General features: G+C 59.6%; 16 protein-coding genes and 1 pseudogene. 9 read left to right on the plus strand and 8 right to left on the minus strand.

What is annotated here, in order from left to right; all coding sequences use genetic code 11:
- Window positions 1-313 precede the first annotated feature (313 nt).
- On the minus strand, window positions 314-742 hold the full coding sequence (locus tag IB266_RS08385; RefSeq protein ID WP_060741463.1) for a DUF2628 domain-containing protein: 429 nt from the start codon (window positions 740-742) through the stop codon (window positions 314-316).
- A gap of 219 nt (window positions 743-961) precedes the next feature.
- Window positions 962-1,390, minus strand: coding sequence for an HD domain-containing protein (locus tag IB266_RS08390; protein ID WP_192260886.1), 429 nt, complete (start codon window positions 1,388-1,390; stop codon window positions 962-964).
- Window positions 1,391-1,594: 204 nt separating this feature from the next.
- On the opposite strand from IB266_RS08390, the pseudogene IB266_RS08395 reads away from it, so the two are divergent.
- Window positions 1,595-2,304, plus strand: a pseudogene (locus tag IB266_RS08395) (AzlC family ABC transporter permease).
- The gene (locus tag IB266_RS08400) at window positions 2,301-2,609 is read left to right on the plus strand and encodes an AzlD family protein (protein WP_192260887.1); all 309 of its coding nucleotides are present in this window, start codon (window positions 2,301-2,303) and stop codon (window positions 2,607-2,609) included. The pseudogene IB266_RS08395 and the gene IB266_RS08400 overlap by 4 nt, the downstream one beginning before the upstream one ends.
- A gap of 53 nt (window positions 2,610-2,662) precedes the next feature.
- Here IB266_RS08400 and IB266_RS08405 read toward each other — a convergent pair whose 3' ends face one another.
- Together IB266_RS08405 and IB266_RS08410 are read right to left on the minus strand one after the other, a co-directional pair.
- Window positions 2,663-2,869 (minus strand): hypothetical protein, encoded by a 207-nt coding sequence (locus IB266_RS08405; RefSeq protein WP_192260888.1) that lies wholly within the window; start codon window positions 2,867-2,869, stop codon window positions 2,663-2,665.
- Window positions 2,870-3,102: 233 nt separating this feature from the next.
- Entirely contained in the window at window positions 3,103-4,314 is a 1,212-nt protein-coding gene (locus IB266_RS08410; RefSeq protein ID WP_192260889.1) for an MFS transporter, read from the minus strand.
- A gap of 128 nt (window positions 4,315-4,442) precedes the next feature.
- On the opposite strand from IB266_RS08410, the gene IB266_RS08415 reads away from it, so the two are divergent.
- On the plus strand, window positions 4,443-4,949 hold the full coding sequence (locus IB266_RS08415) for an anti-virulence regulator CigR family protein (protein ID WP_192260890.1): 507 nt from the start codon (window positions 4,443-4,445) through the stop codon (window positions 4,947-4,949).
- A 193-nt stretch (window positions 4,950-5,142) separates the two neighbouring features.
- Here the strand turns inward: IB266_RS08415 and IB266_RS08420 are convergent, their stop codons facing one another.
- On the minus strand, window positions 5,143-6,987 hold the full coding sequence (locus IB266_RS08420) for a sigma-54-dependent Fis family transcriptional regulator (RefSeq protein WP_060741470.1): 1,845 nt from the start codon (window positions 6,985-6,987) through the stop codon (window positions 5,143-5,145).
- 422 nt (window positions 6,988-7,409) lie between these two features.
- On the opposite strand from IB266_RS08420, the gene IB266_RS08425 reads away from it, so the two are divergent.
- Genes IB266_RS08425 through IB266_RS08450 form a run of 6 tightly spaced genes read left to right on the plus strand, consistent with a single transcriptional unit; the run spans window position 7,410 to window position 13,361 of the window.
- Window positions 7,410-8,504, plus strand: a complete 1,095-nt coding sequence (locus IB266_RS08425; RefSeq protein WP_192260891.1) for an ABC transporter ATP-binding protein — start codon at window positions 7,410-7,412, stop codon at window positions 8,502-8,504.
- Window positions 8,504-9,613: an ABC transporter ATP-binding protein gene (locus IB266_RS08430; RefSeq protein ID WP_192260892.1), complete on the plus strand. Its 1,110-nt coding sequence runs from the start codon at window positions 8,504-8,506 to the stop codon at window positions 9,611-9,613. The genes IB266_RS08425 and IB266_RS08430 overlap by 1 nt, the downstream gene beginning before the upstream one ends.
- Window positions 9,610-10,476 carry a carbohydrate ABC transporter permease gene (locus IB266_RS08435; RefSeq protein ID WP_030142069.1) on the plus strand — a complete coding sequence of 289 codons (867 nt, stop codon included), beginning with the start codon at window positions 9,610-9,612 and terminating at the stop codon, window positions 10,474-10,476. The genes IB266_RS08430 and IB266_RS08435 overlap by 4 nt, the downstream gene beginning before the upstream one ends.
- Before the next feature lie 10 nt (window positions 10,477-10,486).
- The gene (locus IB266_RS08440; protein WP_060741473.1) at window positions 10,487-11,287 is read left to right on the plus strand and encodes a carbohydrate ABC transporter permease; all 801 of its coding nucleotides are present in this window, start codon (window positions 10,487-10,489) and stop codon (window positions 11,285-11,287) included.
- A gap of 10 nt (window positions 11,288-11,297) precedes the next feature.
- Window positions 11,298-11,570 (plus strand): DUF2160 domain-containing protein, encoded by a 273-nt coding sequence (locus IB266_RS08445; protein WP_053123382.1) that lies wholly within the window; start codon window positions 11,298-11,300, stop codon window positions 11,568-11,570.
- Between the two features lie 48 nt (window positions 11,571-11,618).
- A complete protein-coding gene (locus IB266_RS08450; protein ID WP_192260893.1) occupies window positions 11,619-13,361 on the plus strand; it encodes an extracellular solute-binding protein in 1,743 nt (580 codons plus the stop codon).
- A 623-nt stretch (window positions 13,362-13,984) separates the two neighbouring features.
- On the opposite strand, the gene IB266_RS08455 is transcribed toward IB266_RS08450, so the two are convergent.
- Genes IB266_RS08455 through IB266_RS08465 form a run of 3 tightly spaced genes read right to left on the minus strand, consistent with a single transcriptional unit; the run spans window position 13,985 to window position 16,577 of the window.
- Window positions 13,985-15,166, minus strand: a complete 1,182-nt coding sequence (locus IB266_RS08455; RefSeq protein WP_060741475.1) for an acetyl-CoA C-acetyltransferase — start codon at window positions 15,164-15,166, stop codon at window positions 13,985-13,987.
- Window positions 15,167-15,177: 11 nt separating this feature from the next.
- A complete protein-coding gene (locus IB266_RS08460; protein WP_003180355.1) occupies window positions 15,178-15,843 on the minus strand; it encodes a CoA transferase subunit B in 666 nt (221 codons plus the stop codon).
- 35 nt (window positions 15,844-15,878) lie between these two features.
- Window positions 15,879-16,577 carry a CoA transferase subunit A gene (locus IB266_RS08465; protein ID WP_060741476.1) on the minus strand — a complete coding sequence of 233 codons (699 nt, stop codon included), beginning with the start codon at window positions 16,575-16,577 and terminating at the stop codon, window positions 15,879-15,881.
- Window positions 16,578-16,622: the final 45 nt, after the last annotated feature.

Raw genomic sequence — 16,622 nt, forward strand, 5'->3', positions numbered from 1 at the left:
GCTCAGGCTCAGGGTAGTCGGGCTTTTGTAGGTTGCCATTATTTGCAAAGGTTTTAAGAGCGTATGAGTGCGAGTGTTTAAAATGCGGACAGATATGTATCGCTTACTTAACACCTGGTTGGATTTGGGGACGGTGTCGGCGCGCAAACCGCCCTGAAGTTTCGAATATCATCGTACTGCCGAGTCTCCCGCGACCTATGAGTCCATGGACGCGATACTTTTTTATTATTCAAAACCAAATTCCCACGACTCAGAAACAACAAGCCCGCACACTCATGACGAGGTGCGGGCTGTTGATTACCCAAGCCTGCAATCAGAGACGCATGCCTTTGAACGGGTTCCAGCCTTGCTCGCCTTTCACTTCTTTGAGGTAGTACGCGTAGTTGGCCATGAGTGCGTACATCATCGACAGGGCGATGCTCAGGCCCGTACTCAAAGGACGGGGAAACTCCATGCCGATGAGTGCGAAAATCACGCTCAATGCGATATTGATCGCCAGGAAAATACCCAGCAGGGCCAGGTTTTTCTTCCAGAGGCCCAGGACGAACAGGTAGATAGGGCCGAAGAAAAACGCAATCACGTTGGCGTTGATGAGGATTTTTTTCTTGACGCCAGGCAGCGTCTTGACGGCTTCCTTGTAGCGCGGGTCGTTTGGCGCACCGTAGGTGTCAAAGAAGTCGAAGCGTTCCTGCCATTTGGCGCTGTACTTGCCAGTGCTTTGTACTTGTTCAGTCGTGCTCATTTTCAAGGCTCCTGTTTTCCATAAATAGTTGTCTTTCTTCCAAGAAATCCTGTGCTCTGGTTTAGAGCATTGGTTGCTTTGGTTTTGTCGAAGATTCGAGCGAGTCGTCCGGGGCACTTATTTTGCCGCTTTATGACCGTTGATGTGGAACATTCCGCATTGGCAGCTTGAGCGGTCGCTTGGTCTGTGACGCGCTTCACTCTATTTTTTCAATGGCACCTACCTTTGCAAGGCCGTCAGGTAGTCAGTCGCCTTGCGGTACTTTTCAATCCGATCCAGGTCTTTCTGGCTTGGCTCGCTTATGCGGGATAAGTCGCTGTTTTCCGCAAGGTCTGCCAGCTTCACTTGGCGCGCGATCGGGTCGCGAGCAGCCCGCTCGATAAAGGCCTGGTAAGTCTCGCCTTCGCGTTTGGTGAGCGCGTCGATTGCGCCCAGGATTGCTTCGCTGAAGCCTTCATCGCGCAGGTCGGCGAGGGTTGTCGCGGTGTCTTCGACCACGTCGTGCAGCACCGCCACGATACGCTCTTCGTCATGGGCCAGGCGCAGCATGACCTTCAGAGGGTGCAAAACGTAAGGCGCGCCCCCCTTATCCACTTGCCCTTCATGGGCCAGCGCGGCAATCGATATCGCTTTTTCAAGGGTGCTCATGGTATTCACCTATGACGTGGTGGCAATTTGAATGACGCCCGTTTTGAGTCGGGAAATGGGGCACGGTACGCGCTCGTCGCTGGCTTTACGACTGATAGGATTCGCCGGGTTGATGGGGATAGGTCCGCCGAGAAGTTCTCGCCATGAAGATTCAGCTTCATACTCCCAGCTTTTACACCGTGGATAACCAGAAGAGGCGATGTTTTGTCGAGCGATCAACCCCATTTGCATGAGCTAAAGCTGAAGCACATTTACGACGGTTTCAAGCAACTGATCCCCATCTCTCTTTTTGTCATCGTGTTCGGCGTTGCTTTCGGCCTGGCGGCTGCGCAAACGGGCTTGAGTGATACGTCAGCCGTGCTCATGAGTGCCCTGGTTTTTGCCGGCGCTTCTCAATTTGCCGCGTTGGATCTGTGGGGGCAGCAAGTGCCGGTCGTTCCGCTGATGATCACCGTCTTCGCCATCAACGCCCGGCACTTGTTGATGGGCGCGACGCTTTACCCGTGGTTGCGGGAATTGCCCGTTGCCAAACGCTACGGTGTGATGCTGGTTGTCTCGGACGCCAACTGGGCCATGGCGATGCAGGCGTTCAGTCAGGGCAAGCCGGGGCTGGGGATCTTATTTGGCGGCGGCATTGCACTGTGGGTCACTTGGATCCTGGGGAGTTGGCTGGGGCTTCATTTTGGCAGCGCTATCGAGAACCCGGTCAGTTTCGGGCTCGATATGGTGATGGGTTGTTTCTTGTTGGCGATGGTCGTGGGCGGGAAAAAGAACCTGCGCATGCTCATCATCTGGACCGTGGCGGCCTGCTCATCGCTGTTGGCCTATTGGTATTTACCGGCTAACAGTCATGTCGTGGTGGGGCTTTGGCGGGAGGCATTCTGGGAGCACTGTGGATGGAGAAAAAACAATGAACATTGAAACAGCGGGGTATGGCACCTTGCTGGTCATATTGATAATGGCCGCCGTGACATTGGCAACTCGGTGGGGCGGTGTGTTCGTGATGTCGTTCGTGCCGATCAACTATCGGGTGCAGCAGTTCATCACGGCCATGTCGGGCTCGGTGTTGGTAGCAGTGCTGGCTCCGCTGGCCGTTAAAGGGGATAACGGCGCGCGCTTGGCGTTGCTCACCACGGCAGTCGTCATGCTGATCCTGAAAAAACCGTTGCCGGCGATTGCGGCGGGCATACTTGCGGCGGCTTTAGCCAGGCAGTTCTGAACAGCCGAGTCGCCCGCGCACAAGCGGGCGACGGAGCCCCATCAACACTCTGGTCAAAAACTCAGCGCAGCCGCTTCTCCAAACGAGTGATCCTGTCCCCCCGTCATGAAATGCAGCGACATCTCCTGTGGCGCCTCGATGGGTGGAATTTCAAAACTCCCCACCACCTGTCCCTGAAGCGCACTCAGCCGCATCGACTCTTCTTCCTTTAACTTTGCCATTCTCGCGTGGTTCGCTGCGATTTCGTTGAGAGTTGACACGGTACATCTCCGTTTGCTGACCAAGCATTGATTAATTTGCCGCCGCGTCAGAATTACGTCGTTCTTGGCTGCTGAGACAGGCCAGTGCAAACCCTGAGCCAGACAGGGCCGCTTGTTGGCCCCGACATCTGACAGGTGACGAATGGCAGGGCAGACGTACCTCGACGCTGGCAACGTTTCAACCATGCCTCAACAATAAGTCACTGATAATACAAACCGACGCTCCGGCAGGGTCAGTCGGTATCGGTGCGGTAGACGCTTGCTCCGTGTGTTGAATGCCTGTTCACCAGGACCACTGCGGCTCCGATCAGAGCGGTGACAACCGCCAGTAGCAGAATCACCTCCTGCGTACCGGCAGGCGCGGCCAGCACCGCGACGAGCAGGCCCGCGAGCGGTTGCGACAGGTTGTTGAGCAGGGTGATGACGCCGACGGTCTTGCCGAAGTCCTGGGGTGGAATGACTTGCTGGCGCAGGGTGCGGAAGTAGACGTTGAACATTTTGTCGAAACCGACGATCAGCAAGAAGCCGACGACGTAGCCCCCTGTGTTCGGGCTGAGGGCGGTGACGAAGGCGCCGACGGTAATCAGTGTATAGGAGAGGGCACCCAGCAGTTTCAAGGGCAAGCTCACCCGGGCCAGGATAAACAGGATGACGATGGTGACCAGCGCACCGGCCGCCTGCAACCCGGCGTAATCATCCTTGCCAGCGCCGTAGTGGCCGATGACCATGGCCGCCGACGTGGCGAGGGTGACGCCGATGATCAGGTTGACGCCGACCGCCAGGCTGATGATTTTTTTCAGTTCCGCCAGGTTGCGAATGTGGCCGAAGGCAACGCGCAACGGATTCAGCCAGAGGTCGTGAGGTTGCTCGAAGGTTTCCAGGGTGACCGAACTGGTGCGCTGCCAGTACCCCATGGCCAGGTCCGCCAGCAGGAACAGCCCGGCAATCGCCAGCACCACCCAGTGCCATGCCCACACCTCAAGCAGCAGCGCAGCGATCAGCGGGCCCAGTACCAAGCCGGTCTGGTCGGCGATTTGCGAGTAGGACAGGGTCTTGGTGTAGGTGTAGTGCTTGAAGATGTACGGCATCACCACTTCGCGGGCCATGATGCCCTGGGTGGTCAAGACGCCGCAGAGTGCCGAGAGCGCCACGATCCAATAGATGCCGCCGAAGATGCCATACAGCAGCACCGCCAGGCCGCAGGCCACGGCGCGATAGACCTGGCTGATGTGCAGGATGCGAATTGGCGGAAACTTGTCGCACAGCGCGCCGCAGATCGGGAACGCCAGATAGCGTGGCAAGGACTCGACGAAGAAGGCCAGGCCTGCCCAAGCGACGCTGTTGGTGGTCTGGAAAACAATCAGCGGGACGATGAACAGCAAGATCTGGTCGGCTAACCGAGAGAGGAACATCGAGACGAAAAAAGCCAGGTAATCCTTACGCATGAAACTCCTTGATCGCTGTATTCAGGTGTAACCCAGTCGGCAAGCGGCGCGCAGCGTGATATGGAACTAACATCATCGTTAGTCTCTATATCTTTACAGGGGACATCCCTTTTTTTGAGAGAACTGCCATGTTCAAATCGCGCTCGTTGATTGCCGCAGTGACCTGTTTCGCCCTGGCGGTGGGCCCTGGCATTGTTGTCGCGGACCCGGGCAACGGCAAGGGGAATGCTCAATTCGATCAAGGCCCCGGCCATGGGCAGGGAGGTAAAGGCGGGCAAGGCAACAAGGGTGGTCAAGGCAATCCCGGCAACAAGGGCAACCAGGGCGGCAAGGGAAACCAAGGCGGCGGCGATTGGCACAACGGCCCGAGCATTGACCGTGGCGGCATTCTGGGTGTGATTGGCGGCTATCGCGATTATTGGAGCCCCGGCCCGGCACTGCCGCCGGGCATCCAGAAAAACCTGGCCCGAGGCAAGCCGTTGCCCCCCGGCATCGCCAAGAAACTTGATGGCCGGCTGCTGGGGCGGTTGCCGCACTATGACGGTTATGAATGGCAGCAGGTCGGCACGGACCTGATCCTGGTGGCGATCGCCAGCGGCATCATCTACGAAGTGCTCAATGGCGCGTTCGACTGACCCGGTGTTTCAACTGACTGGCACCTCTTTGCAGCGGTGTCAGTCAGTGAAGCGAACCTCCTGTGGGAGCGAGCTTGCTCGCGATGGCGTCGTGTCAGTCACTTCATCATTGGCTGAACTGACGCTATCGCGAGCAAGCTCGCTCCTACAGTTTTGGCATTCACCACAAATCCCTTGTGGGACAGGGTTTGTATCAGCTTTCAAGTTGTCGCAGGCGTTTGTACAGGGTGTTGCGGCTGACGCCCAAGCGTCGCGCCAGATGTGAAATATTTCCGCCCACGGCCTGCAGTTGGCGGTTCAAGTCTTCGGTATCGTTGAGGTCCACCGTCAGCGGCTCCGGTGTTTCCACCGGCTCCATTTCCAGGTCGACAAAAAAGTCGTCGGGCAGGTGCTCCGGGCGGATCGGCTGTTCCTCGGCCATCGCCAGGGCCACTTGCAGCACGCTGCTGACCTGTCGCAGGTTGCCCGGCCAGGGATGGCGTTCGAACAAGTCCAGTACCTCACGGCTCAGGCCGGCCCATTGGGTCGGTTCGCGGTGGTGTTCCCAGAGGCGTTTGAACAGCGCCTGCTTGTCGCTGCGTTCGCGCAGGGGCGGCAGTTCCAGGGTCAGGCCGCCAATGCGGTAGTACAAGTCTTCGCGAAACCGCCCCAACTGCACCTGCTCGCGCAGCGAGCGGTTGGTGGCGGAGATGATACGGATGTCTACCGGGAACAGCTCGGCACTGCCCACCGGTTGCACGCAACGCTCCTGCAAGACCCGCAGCAGTCGAGCCTGGGTCGGCAGGGGCATGTCGCCGATTTCGTCGAGGAACAGCGTACCGCGGTCGGCCTTGCGGATCAGGCCGATGCTGCCTTTCTGGTTGGCGCCGGTGAACGCGCCTTTTTCATAACCGAACAGTTCCGACTCCACCAACTCGGCGGGGATCGCCGCGCAGTTCACGGCAATGAACGGCTGCTTGCAGCGCGAGCTGGCCTGGTGCAGGGCTTTGACGAACACTTCCTTGCCGACGCCGGTCTCGCCATGGATCAGCAGCGGAATGTCCTTCTCCAGCAAGCGCTCGGCCTGGCGCACGGCTTTTTCCACACGGTTGTCACCGAAGTGCAGGGTATTGAGGCTGATGGCGTTGCTGGCGGGGGCTGGCGCAGGTGTCGCCTCGGTGAACACCCGGGCCCTGATCGACACTTGGCTCGGGCGCCTGAGCAAGCACTGGAACCGATTGCTGCCGGACGCTTGCAAGGCGAACGGCAGGCCGTCGGGTTGGTTCAACAGTTCGAGCAGCGAAACCTTGAACAGGCTTTCAATGCTCACCCGTGACAGGCTCAGGCCCAACAGGTTGTCGGCCCGGCGGTTGGCCGACAGGACTTGGCCGCTCTCATCGAAAATCAGCAGCCCGGCCCATTGGCTGTCGAGGTTGTTCAAGCCGGTGTTGAAGGTCAGCTGGAAGTGTTCACCGCGAAACAAGTTGAGGATCAGCCGGTTCTCCACGGTCTGGCTCATCATCTTGACCATGCCCAGGGTGTGGGACGGCGGCAGGTAGCTGTCGCTGGAGACGTCCAGCACGGCGATGACCTTGCGCTCGGCATCGAAGATCGGCGCGGCGGAGCCGGTCATGAAGCGGTTGGCCTTGAGGAAGTGTTCATCGTGCTCGATGTGCACTGCCTGTTCGCAGGCCAGCGCGGTGCCGATGGCGTTGGTGCCGGTGCAACGCTCCATCCAGCTCGCTCCGGCGCTGAAGCCATGGGCCAGTTTCGGCTCGATGAAGCGCTGGGTGCCCCAGGAAGTCAGCACTTGGCCCTGGTTGTCGGCCAGCATGATCAGGCAGTTGGAATTGCTCAGGATGTTCTCGTAATACGGCAAGACTTCCTGATGGGTGGTCTGCACCAGCGAATGCTGGCTCTCCAGCAACTGGGCGATGCCTTGGGCGGGCAACTGATCGAAGGCCGGCACGCTCTGGTGGTTCAGGCCAAAGGCGCGGCAACGGGACCAGGAGGCCTGGATGATGGCCTCGTGGGACAAGGCAGGAGCAGGTGCGGCCATGGGGCACTCTCGCAGGTGCTGTTTTTATTGTTGTGATCAGTCTCGCACAGACTCCTTGTGCAGGGGCAAGCCTGAATAGCACGTAATAACACAGACCATTGTGGGAGCGAGCTTGCTCGCGAAAGCGGTGGATCAGCAGCATCGATGTGACTGAAACACCGCTTTCGCGAGCAAGCTCGCTCCCACAAAGGGCATGGCCAGGCTAACCGAAAACGTTCATTCAGTGTTGTTCAAAATTGTTCATTGTCAACCCGAAGATTGTTCAGTTGTTCAGTCGTGGCTGTTCACTTGTGTTCATCTGCGAACGTGTTTTTCTCGGATTTTTTTACAAAAATAAGCAGGATCAAGGGCTTGTGATTTTTGGCACGGCTTTCGCTTTGAAGCTCGGGTCGCTTGACTCCAAATAATAAAAAGGCCGAGCCATGTCATTAAAGCTTGAGCACATCTGTCGCACCGTCGAAGGCCAGACCTGGATCGACGATGCCAATCTGAGTTTTGAACCCGGATCCTTCAACGTCCTGCTGGGCCGCACGCTGTCCGGCAAGACCAGCCTCATGCGCCTGATGGCCGGTCTGGACAAGCCCGACAGCGGCCGCATCCTGATGAACGGCGTCGACGTCACCCACCGCCCGGTGCGGCTGCGCAACGTGTCGATGGTTTACCAGCAGTTCATCAACTACCCGACCATGACCGTTTTCGAAAACATCGCCTCGCCGTTGCGCCAGGCTGGTGTGTCCGACGAAGTTATCCAGAACAAGGTGCTGGAAACCGCCAGGATGCTGCGGATCGAGAAGTTCCTGCAGCGCCATCCGCTGGAATTGTCCGGCGGCCAGCAGCAGCGCACGGCCATGGCCCGGGCACTGGTCAAGGACGCCGAACTGATCCTGTTCGACGAGCCACTGGTGAACCTGGACTACAAGCTGCGTGAAGAGCTGCGCCAGGAAATGCGCGAGCTGTTCCAGGCCCGCCACACCATCGCCGTCTACGCCACCACCGAGCCTAACGAAGCGCTGGCCCTGGGCGGCACCACCACGATCCTGCATGAGGGCCGGGTGATTCAAAGTGGCAAGTCGTCTTCTGTCTATCACCAGCCACAAACCGTGCTGGCCGCCGAGTTGTTTTCCGAACCGCCGATCAACCTCATGCCGGGTCGTATCGCCGGCAACGAAGTCAGCTTCGCCAATTTCGTGCACTTCCCGCTGAACGTCGACCTGCGCCCGGTGGGCGAGGGCGAGTTCCGTTTCGGCGTGCGCCCCAGCCATATTTCCCTGGTGCCGAGCAACGACGACGACCTCGAGCTGGCGGTGACCGTCGAAGTGGCCGAGATCAGCGGCTCGGAGACGTTCCTGCACGTGCGCAACGAACATTTCCTGCTGGTGCTGCACTTGCCAGGGGTGCATGAGTACGACGTGGACGCGCCGATTCGCATCTACATTCCGACCCATAAACTGTTTGTTTTCGACGCCCAGGGCAAGCTGGTCCAAGCCCCAGGGCAGCGTATCGCGAGGGTTGCCTGATGGCCGAAATTCGTTTGCAGAACCTCGCCCACAGCTACACCAGCACCCCGGCGGGCCCCGAGGATTACGCGATCCGCGAGATGAACCACATCTGGGAGCAGGGCGGCGCCTATGCGCTGCTCGGACCTTCGGGCTGCGGCAAGTCCACCTTGCTCAACATCATCTCCGGCTTGCTCAGCCCCTCCGAAGGGCAGGTGATGTTCGACAGCAAAGTCGTCAACGACCTGACCCCGGAACACCGCAACATCGCCCAGGTGTTCCAGTTCCCGGTGGTGTACGACACCATGACGGTGTTCGACAACCTGGCGTTCCCGCTGCGCAACCAGGGTATGGCCGAAGCGCGAATCCACACCAAGGTGCAGGAAATCGCCGAGGTCCTGGACCTGCAGAACCTGCTGGACAAAAAGGCTCGCAACCTCACCGCCGATGAGAAGCAGAAAGTCTCCATGGGGCGCGGGCTGGTGCGCGACGATGTGTCGGCGATCCTGTTCGACGAACCGCTCACGGTGATCGACCCGCACCTGAAATGGAAACTGCGGCGCAAGCTCAAGCAGATCCACGAGCAGTTCAACATCACCATGGTCTACGTCACCCACGACCAGTTGGAAGCCTCGACTTTCGCCGACAAGATCGCGGTGATGTACGGCGGCCAGATCGTGCAGTTCGGTACGCCCCGGGACTTGTTCGAGCGCCCGAGCCACACCTTTGTCGGCTACTTCATCGGCAGCCCGGGGATGAACCTGATCGAGGTCACGGCGCAGCCCGGCGGTGTCGGTTTCGCCTCGACCCACTTGCCGCTGTCGGAAACCTTGCAACGTCGTGTCGCCGAAGCCGAGGGCAAAAGCCTGAAGGTCGGTATCCGTCCCGAGTTCGTGCATGTCTGGGACGGCCCTTACGACGACGCGATGCAGGCTGACGTGGTGCACCTCGAAGACCTGGGCACCTACAAGATCCTGACCCTCAACCTCGATGGCGCACCGCTGAAGGTCCGCCTGGCCGAAGACAAGCCGGTGCCGGAAGGCACGGCGTACATCAGTTTTCCGGCCCAATGGCTGATGGTCTATGCCGATGAATACCTGCTGGAACCGTTGAGCGAGGTGCAGCCATGAACAAGGTGCAGAACAACAAGGCCTGGTGGCTGGTATTGCCGGTGTTCCTGCTGGTGGCCTTCAGCGCCGTGATTCCGATGATGACCGTGGTCAACTATTCGGTGCAGGACATCTTCGACCAATCCAGCCGCTACTTCGTCGGCGCCGACTGGTACAAGCAGGTGCTGCTCGATCCGCGGCTGCACGATTCGCTGCTGCGCCAGTTCATCTACTCGGCGTGCGTGCTGCTGATTGAAATTCCCCTCGGCATCGCCATCGCCCTGACCATGCCGACCAAGGGCAAATGGTCGTCCCTGGTGCTGATCATCCTGGCGATTCCGCTGCTGATCCCGTGGAACGTGGTGGGCACCATCTGGCAGATTTTCGGTCGCGCCGACATCGGCTTGCTGGGCTCGACCCTCAACGGCCTGGGCATCAACTACAACTATGCGGCCAACACCATGGACGCCTGGGTCACCGTGCTGGTGATGGATGTCTGGCACTGGACTTCGTTGGTGGCGCTGCTGTGCTATTCGGGGTTGCGAGCGATTCCCGACGTGTACTACCAGGCCGCGCGGATCGACCGGGCGTCGAACTGGGCCGTGTTCCGTCACATCCAGCTGCCGAAGATGAAGAGTGTGCTGCTGATCGCCGTGATGCTGCGTTTCATGGACAGCTTCATGATCTACACCGAGCCGTTCGTACTCACCGGCGGCGGGCCGGGCAACGCCACCACGTTCCTCAGCCAGACCCTGACGCAAATGGCCATCGGCCAATTCGACCTGGGCCCGGCGGCGGCGTTTTCCCTGGTGTACTTCCTGATCATTCTGTTGGTGTCCTGGCTGTTCTACACCGCCATGACGCACTCCGACGCCAACCGTTGAGGCCCGCACAATGAGCAAGAAAAAGCTGATTCCGCTGTTGATCTACATCCTGTTCCTGCTGGTGCCCATCTACTGGCTGCTGAACATGTCGTTCAAGAGCAACACCGAGATCCTCGGCAGCCTGACCCTGTGGCCGCAGGATTTCACCTTCCACAACTACAAGGTGATCTTCACCGACCCGAGCTGGTACACCGGTTACTTGAACTCGCTGTACTACGTGAGCCTGAACACGGTGATTTCCCTGGGCGTCGCGTTGCCGGCCGCCTATGCGTTTTCCCGTTATCGGTTCCTGGGGGACAAGCACCTGTTCTTCTGGCTGCTGACCAACCGCATGGCCCCGCCGGCGGTGTTCCTTTTGCCGTTCTTCCAGCTGTATTCGTCCATCGGGTTGTTCGACACCCATATCGCCGTGGCCCTGGCCCATTGCCTGTTCAACGTGCCGTTGGCGGTGTGGATCCTCGAAGGGTTCATGTCCGGGGTGCCGAAAGAAATTGACGAGACCGCTTACATTGACGGCTACAGTTTCCCCAAGTTCTTCGTCAAGATCTTCATTCCGTTGATCGGCTCCGGCATCGGTGTCACGGCATTTTTCTGCTTCATGTTTTCCTGGGTCGAACTGTTGCTGGCGCGCACGCTTACCTCGGTGAATGCCAAGCCGATCGCGGCGGTCATGACCCGAACGGTGTCGGCGTCCGGTATCGACTGGGGAGTGCTGGCGGCGGCGGGGGTGTTGACCATCCTGCCGGGCATGCTGGTGATCTGGTTCGTTCGCAATCACGTGGCCAAGGGCTTTGCCCTGGGCCGGGTCTGAGGAGTCGATGATGGAATGGATGAACTGGACCGGCCCGACGGCGGCTTTTTTTGGAGTCATCGCCTTGCTGCTGGCAGGCATGACCACGTGGGAACTGCGTTCGCCGAGCATCCCTCGGCGTGGTTTCCTGCCGATTGCCACCACCCGTGGCGATCGGTTGTTTATCGGTCTTCTCGGTAGCGCCTACCTACACCTGCTGGTGATCGGCGCCACCGACTGGAGCATCTGGATAGCGTTCGCGTTGTCTTGGGTGTGGCTGTTGGCAGTGATGCGGTGGGGCTAATCGCGACAATTCGACGATCAGGCTCTTAAACCCAAACAGGAGGTCTCTATGTTCGATAAAAACAATAAGCTGCGACATAGCGTTTCATTGGCAGCCATGCTGGCACTCAGCGGGCTGAGCGCTACGGCCTGGGCCGACGCCTATGAAGACGCCGCTAAAAAATGGATCGGCAGTGAATTCAAGCCGTCGACCCTGACAGCCGAGCAGCAGCTCGAAGAACTCAAGTGGTTCATCAAGGCCGCCCAGCCGTTTCGCGGGATGAAAATCAACGTGGTGTCGGAAACCATCGCCACCCACGAGTATGAATCCAAGGTACTGGCCAAGGCCTTTACCGAAATCACAGGGATCCAGCTGACCCACGACCTGCTCCAAGAAGGCGACGTGGTGGAGAAGCTGCAGACCCAGATGCAATCGGACAAGAATATCTATGACGGCTGGGTCAACGACTCGGACTTGATCGGTACGCACTTCCGCTACGGCAAGACCGAATCGATCACCGACCTGATGGCCAATGAAGGCAAGGACTACACCTCGCCAACCCTGGACATCAAGGACTTCATCGGCATTTCCTTCACCACCGCGCCGGACGGCAAAATCTATCAACTGCCCGACCAGCAATTCGCCAACTTGTACTGGTTCCGCGCCGACTGGTTCGAGCGTGCGGACCTGAAGGCCAAGTTCAAAGAGAAATACGGCTACGAGTTGGGTGTACCGGTGAACTGGTCGGCTTATGAAGACATCGCCAAGTTCTTCTCCGAAGACGTCAAGGAGATCGATGGCAAGCGCGTCTACGGGCACATGGACTACGGCAAGAAAGACCCGTCCCTGGGCTGGCGCTTCACCGACGCCTGGTTCTCCATGGCCGGCGGCGGCGACAAGGGCCTGCCCAATGGTTTGCCGGTGGACGAGTGGGGCATTCGCGTCGAAGACTGCCATCCGGTCGGTTCCAGCGTGACCCGTGGCGGCGACACCAACGGTCCCGCAGCCGTGTTCGCCACCACCAAGTACGTGGACTGGATGAAGAAGTACGCGCCACCGGAAGCGGCAGGCATGACCTTCTCCGAGTCCGGCCCGGTGCCGTCCCAAGGCAACATCGCCCAGCAGATATTCTGGTACACCGCCTTCACGGCCGACATGACCAAGCCGGGCCTGCCGGTGATGAACGCCGACGGCACGCCGAAATGGCGCATGGCACCTTCGCCACGCGGTCCGTATTGGGAAGAGGGCATGAAGCTGGGGTATCAGGACGTGGGTTCCTGGACGTTCATGAAGTCTACGCCTGAGAAGCAGAAACTCGCGGCCTGGCTCTATGCGCAGTTCGTGACGTCCAAGACCGTGTCGCTGAAGAAGACTATCGTTGGCCTGACGCCGATTCGTGAGTCGGACATCAACTCCCAGGCGCTGACCGATCTGGCACCGAAACTCGGTGGCCTGGTGGAGTTCTACCGCAGCCCGGCCCGCGTGCAATGGACCCCGACCGGGACCAACGTGCCGGACTACCCACGCCTGGCGCAATTGTGGTGGAGTCACATCGCCGAAGCTGCCAGCGGCGAGAAAACGCCGCAGCAGGCCCTCGACGGGTTGGCCAAGGACCAGGATGCGATCATGACCCGCCTGGAACGCTCCAAGGCCCAAGCCACCTGCGCACCTAAGATGAACCCTGAGCGCGACGCGCAATACTGGTTCGACCAACCGGGCGCACCGAAGCCGAAACTGGCGAACGAGAAGCCTAAAGGCGAAACCGTGAGCTACACCGAGCTGCTGAAATCATGGGAGGCGGCACGCAAGTAAAGCCCCGGATGTGAAAACGAACGGCACCGAAAGGTGCCGTTTTTTTTCCTGGGCTCACCGCAGCAGGCAGACCCGCCGCCATCGCGAGCAAGCTCGGCTCCCACAGGGTTTGGTGGTGAACGTAGATATTGCGTACACCCAAAATCCATTGTGGGAGCTTGCTCCCACAGGGTTTGGTGGTGAACGTAGATATTGCGTACATCCAAAATCCATTGTGGGAGCTTGCTCCCACAGGGTTTGGTGGTGAACGTAGATATTGCGTACACCCAAAATCCATTGTGGGAGCTTGCTCCCACAGGGTTTGGTGGTGAAAGTAGATATTGCGTACATCCAAAATCCATTGTGGGAGCTTGCTCCTGCAGGGTTTGGTGGTGAACGTAGATATTGCGTACATCCAAAATCCATTGTGGGAGCTTGCTCCTGCAGGATTCGGCGGTATCGATGAATGCTGCATACACCACAGTTCCCCTGTGGGAGCCGAGCTTGCTCGCGATGAGGCCGGCAGCCATCCACATAAACCGGCAGGCAAAAAAAACCGGCGCAACCGAGGTCGCGCCGGTGGTGGTGCCAGTGGCTGCACGGATATTCGTGGGTCCGTGCAACCACCGTTGAGCCCGTGTCGGTTATGCCCGTTCCAGCGCCAGGGCCACGCCTTGGCCGCCGCCGATGCACAGGGTCGCGAGGCCTTTCTTGGCGTCGCGCTTGATCATTTCATGCAGCAGCGACACCAGGACCCGGCAACCCGACGCGCCGATGGGGTGGCCCAAGGCGATGGCGCCGCCATTGACATTGACCTTGTCCATGTCCCATTTCAGTTCCCGGGCCACGGCCAGCGACTGGGCGGCGAAGGCTTCGTTGGCTTCGATCAGGTCCAGTTGCTCCAGCGACCAGCCGGCCTTGTCCAGGCAGCGACGGGTGGCCGAGACCGGGCCAATGCCCATGATGGCCGGGTCGACGCCGGCATTGGCGTAGGCACTGATTTTCGCCAGTACTGGCAGGCCCAGGGCCTTGGCTTTTTCCGCGCTCATCAGGATCACGGCGGCGGCGCCATCGTTAAGCGAGGACGCATTGCCCGCGGTGACGCTGCCATCCTTCTTGAAGGCAGGCTTGAGCTTGCCCAGGGATTCGGCGGTGGTACCGGCGCGCGGTTGTTCATCCGTGGCGAACGCCACGGGATCGCCTTTGCGCTGGGGAATCAGGATCGGCGTGATCTCATCGGCAAACCGGCCGCCCTCGATGGCGGCGACGGCTTTCTGCTGGGACGCGGCGGCGAAGGCGTCCTGCTCCTCGCGGCTGATGCCGTACTTGTCCACCAGGTTCTCGGCGGTGATGCCCATGTGGTAATCGTTGAAGGCATCCCACAAGCCGTCGGTGATCATGCTGTCGATCATCTTCGCGTGGCCCATGCGCAGGCCGGTGCGGGCGGCCGGCAGTACATACGGGGCCAGGCTCATGTTTTCCATGCCGCCGGCAATGATCACTTCGGCATCGCCACAACGGATCGCCTGGGCGCCCAGGTGCAACGCCTTGAGGCCCGAACCGCAGACCTTGTTCAGGGTCAGCGCCGGCACCGCATGGGGCAGGCCGGCGAGGATCGACGCCTGGCGCGCCGGGTTTTGCCCGGAACCTGCGGTCAGCACCTGGCCGAGAATCACTTCATCGACCTGTTCGCCGGACAAACCGGTCTGTTCCAGCAGGCGACGAATCACCGCGGCACCGAGTTCCGGTGCGGGAATGGCGGCCAGCGAACCCTGGAAGCTGCCGATGGCGGTACGGGTAGCGGCGACAATCACGACTTCTTGCATCGAATCTCTCCTCACTGGGCAGCGAACTGCATTTCAGGCACATGGTCCGGCACGATCAACTTGCCGGCGGTCTTGGCGACGATTTCCTCGACGCTGACGCCTGGGGCGCGTTCTTTCAGGATGAAGGCGCCGTCCTGGATTTCCAGGTAGGCCAGGTCGGTCAGCACGCGCTTGATGCAACCGGCGCCGGTCAGCGGCAAGCTGCAGCGCGGCAGCAGTTTCGACTCACCGTCCTTGGACGCATGGGTCATGGTGACGATGATGTTCTCGGCACCGGCCACCAGGTCCATTGCACCGCCCATGCCCTTGACCAGCTTGCCGGGAATCATCCACGAGGCAATGTTGCCTTCGACATCCACCTCGAATGCGCCGAGCACGGTCAGGTCGATGTGACCGCCACGGATCATGGCAAACGATTCGGCCGAGGAGAAGATCGAGGCGCCGATGCGCGCGGTGACCGTCTGTTTACCGGCGTTGATCATGTCGGCATCGACTTCGGCTTCGGTGGGGAATGCACCCATGCCGAGCAAGCCATTTTCCGATTGCAGCATGACTTCCATGCCTTCGGGAATGTAGTTGGCGACCAGGGTCGGAATGCCGATGCCCAGGTTCACGTAGTAGCCGTCCTGCATTTCGCGGGCGACGCGTTGAGCCATTTGTTCGCGGGAAAGTGCCATGTTCTTATTCCTTTATTCGGGCCGGGGGCAGGGGATCACTTGCGCACGGTGCGCTGTTCGATGCGTTTTTCGAACGTGCCGCAAATGACCCGGTCGACGTAGATGCCAGGGGTGTGGATCTGCGTCGGGTCCAGCTCGCCGGGTTCGACGATTTCTTCGACTTCCACCACGGTGATCTTGCCCGCCGTGGCGGCCAGCGGGTTGAAGTTCTGGGCGGTGTGGCGATAGATCACGTTGCCGAAATGGTCGGCCTTCCAGCCTTTGACGATGGCGAAGTCGCCGGTGATGGATTCTTCCATCAGGTACTGGCGGCCATGGAATTCACGCACTTCCTTGCCTTCGGCCACCGGCGTGCCAACGCCGGTGGCGGTGAAGAACGCTGGGATGCCGGCGCCACCGGCGCGCATTTTTTCGGCGAGGGTGCCTTGGGGGGTGAGCACGACTTCGATTTCGCCGCTCAGCAGTTGCTGCTCGAACAGGGCGTTCTCGCCCACGTAGGAGGCGATCACCTTGCGGATCTGCCGGTCTTCCAACAGCACGCCGAGGCCGAAACCGTCGACGCCGCAGTTGTTGGACACCACGGTGAGGTCGCGGATGCCCTTGCGCTTGATCTCGGCGATCAGGTTTTCCGGAATACCGCATAGGCCGAAGCCGCCGGCGATGACGGTCATGCCGTCCTTCAAGCCTTCCAGCGCTTGTTCATAAGAGCTCACGCGTTTGTCGAAACCTGCCATAGACACCTCTTTTATTCTTGATGGGGTCGCAATGAAATGCAGTGT

Origin of the sequence: Pseudomonas sp. Pdm06 (genome assembly GCF_014851795.1) — a bacterium.
Taxonomy (GTDB): Bacteria; Pseudomonadota; Gammaproteobacteria; order Pseudomonadales; family Pseudomonadaceae; genus Aquipseudomonas; species Aquipseudomonas fluorescens_AA.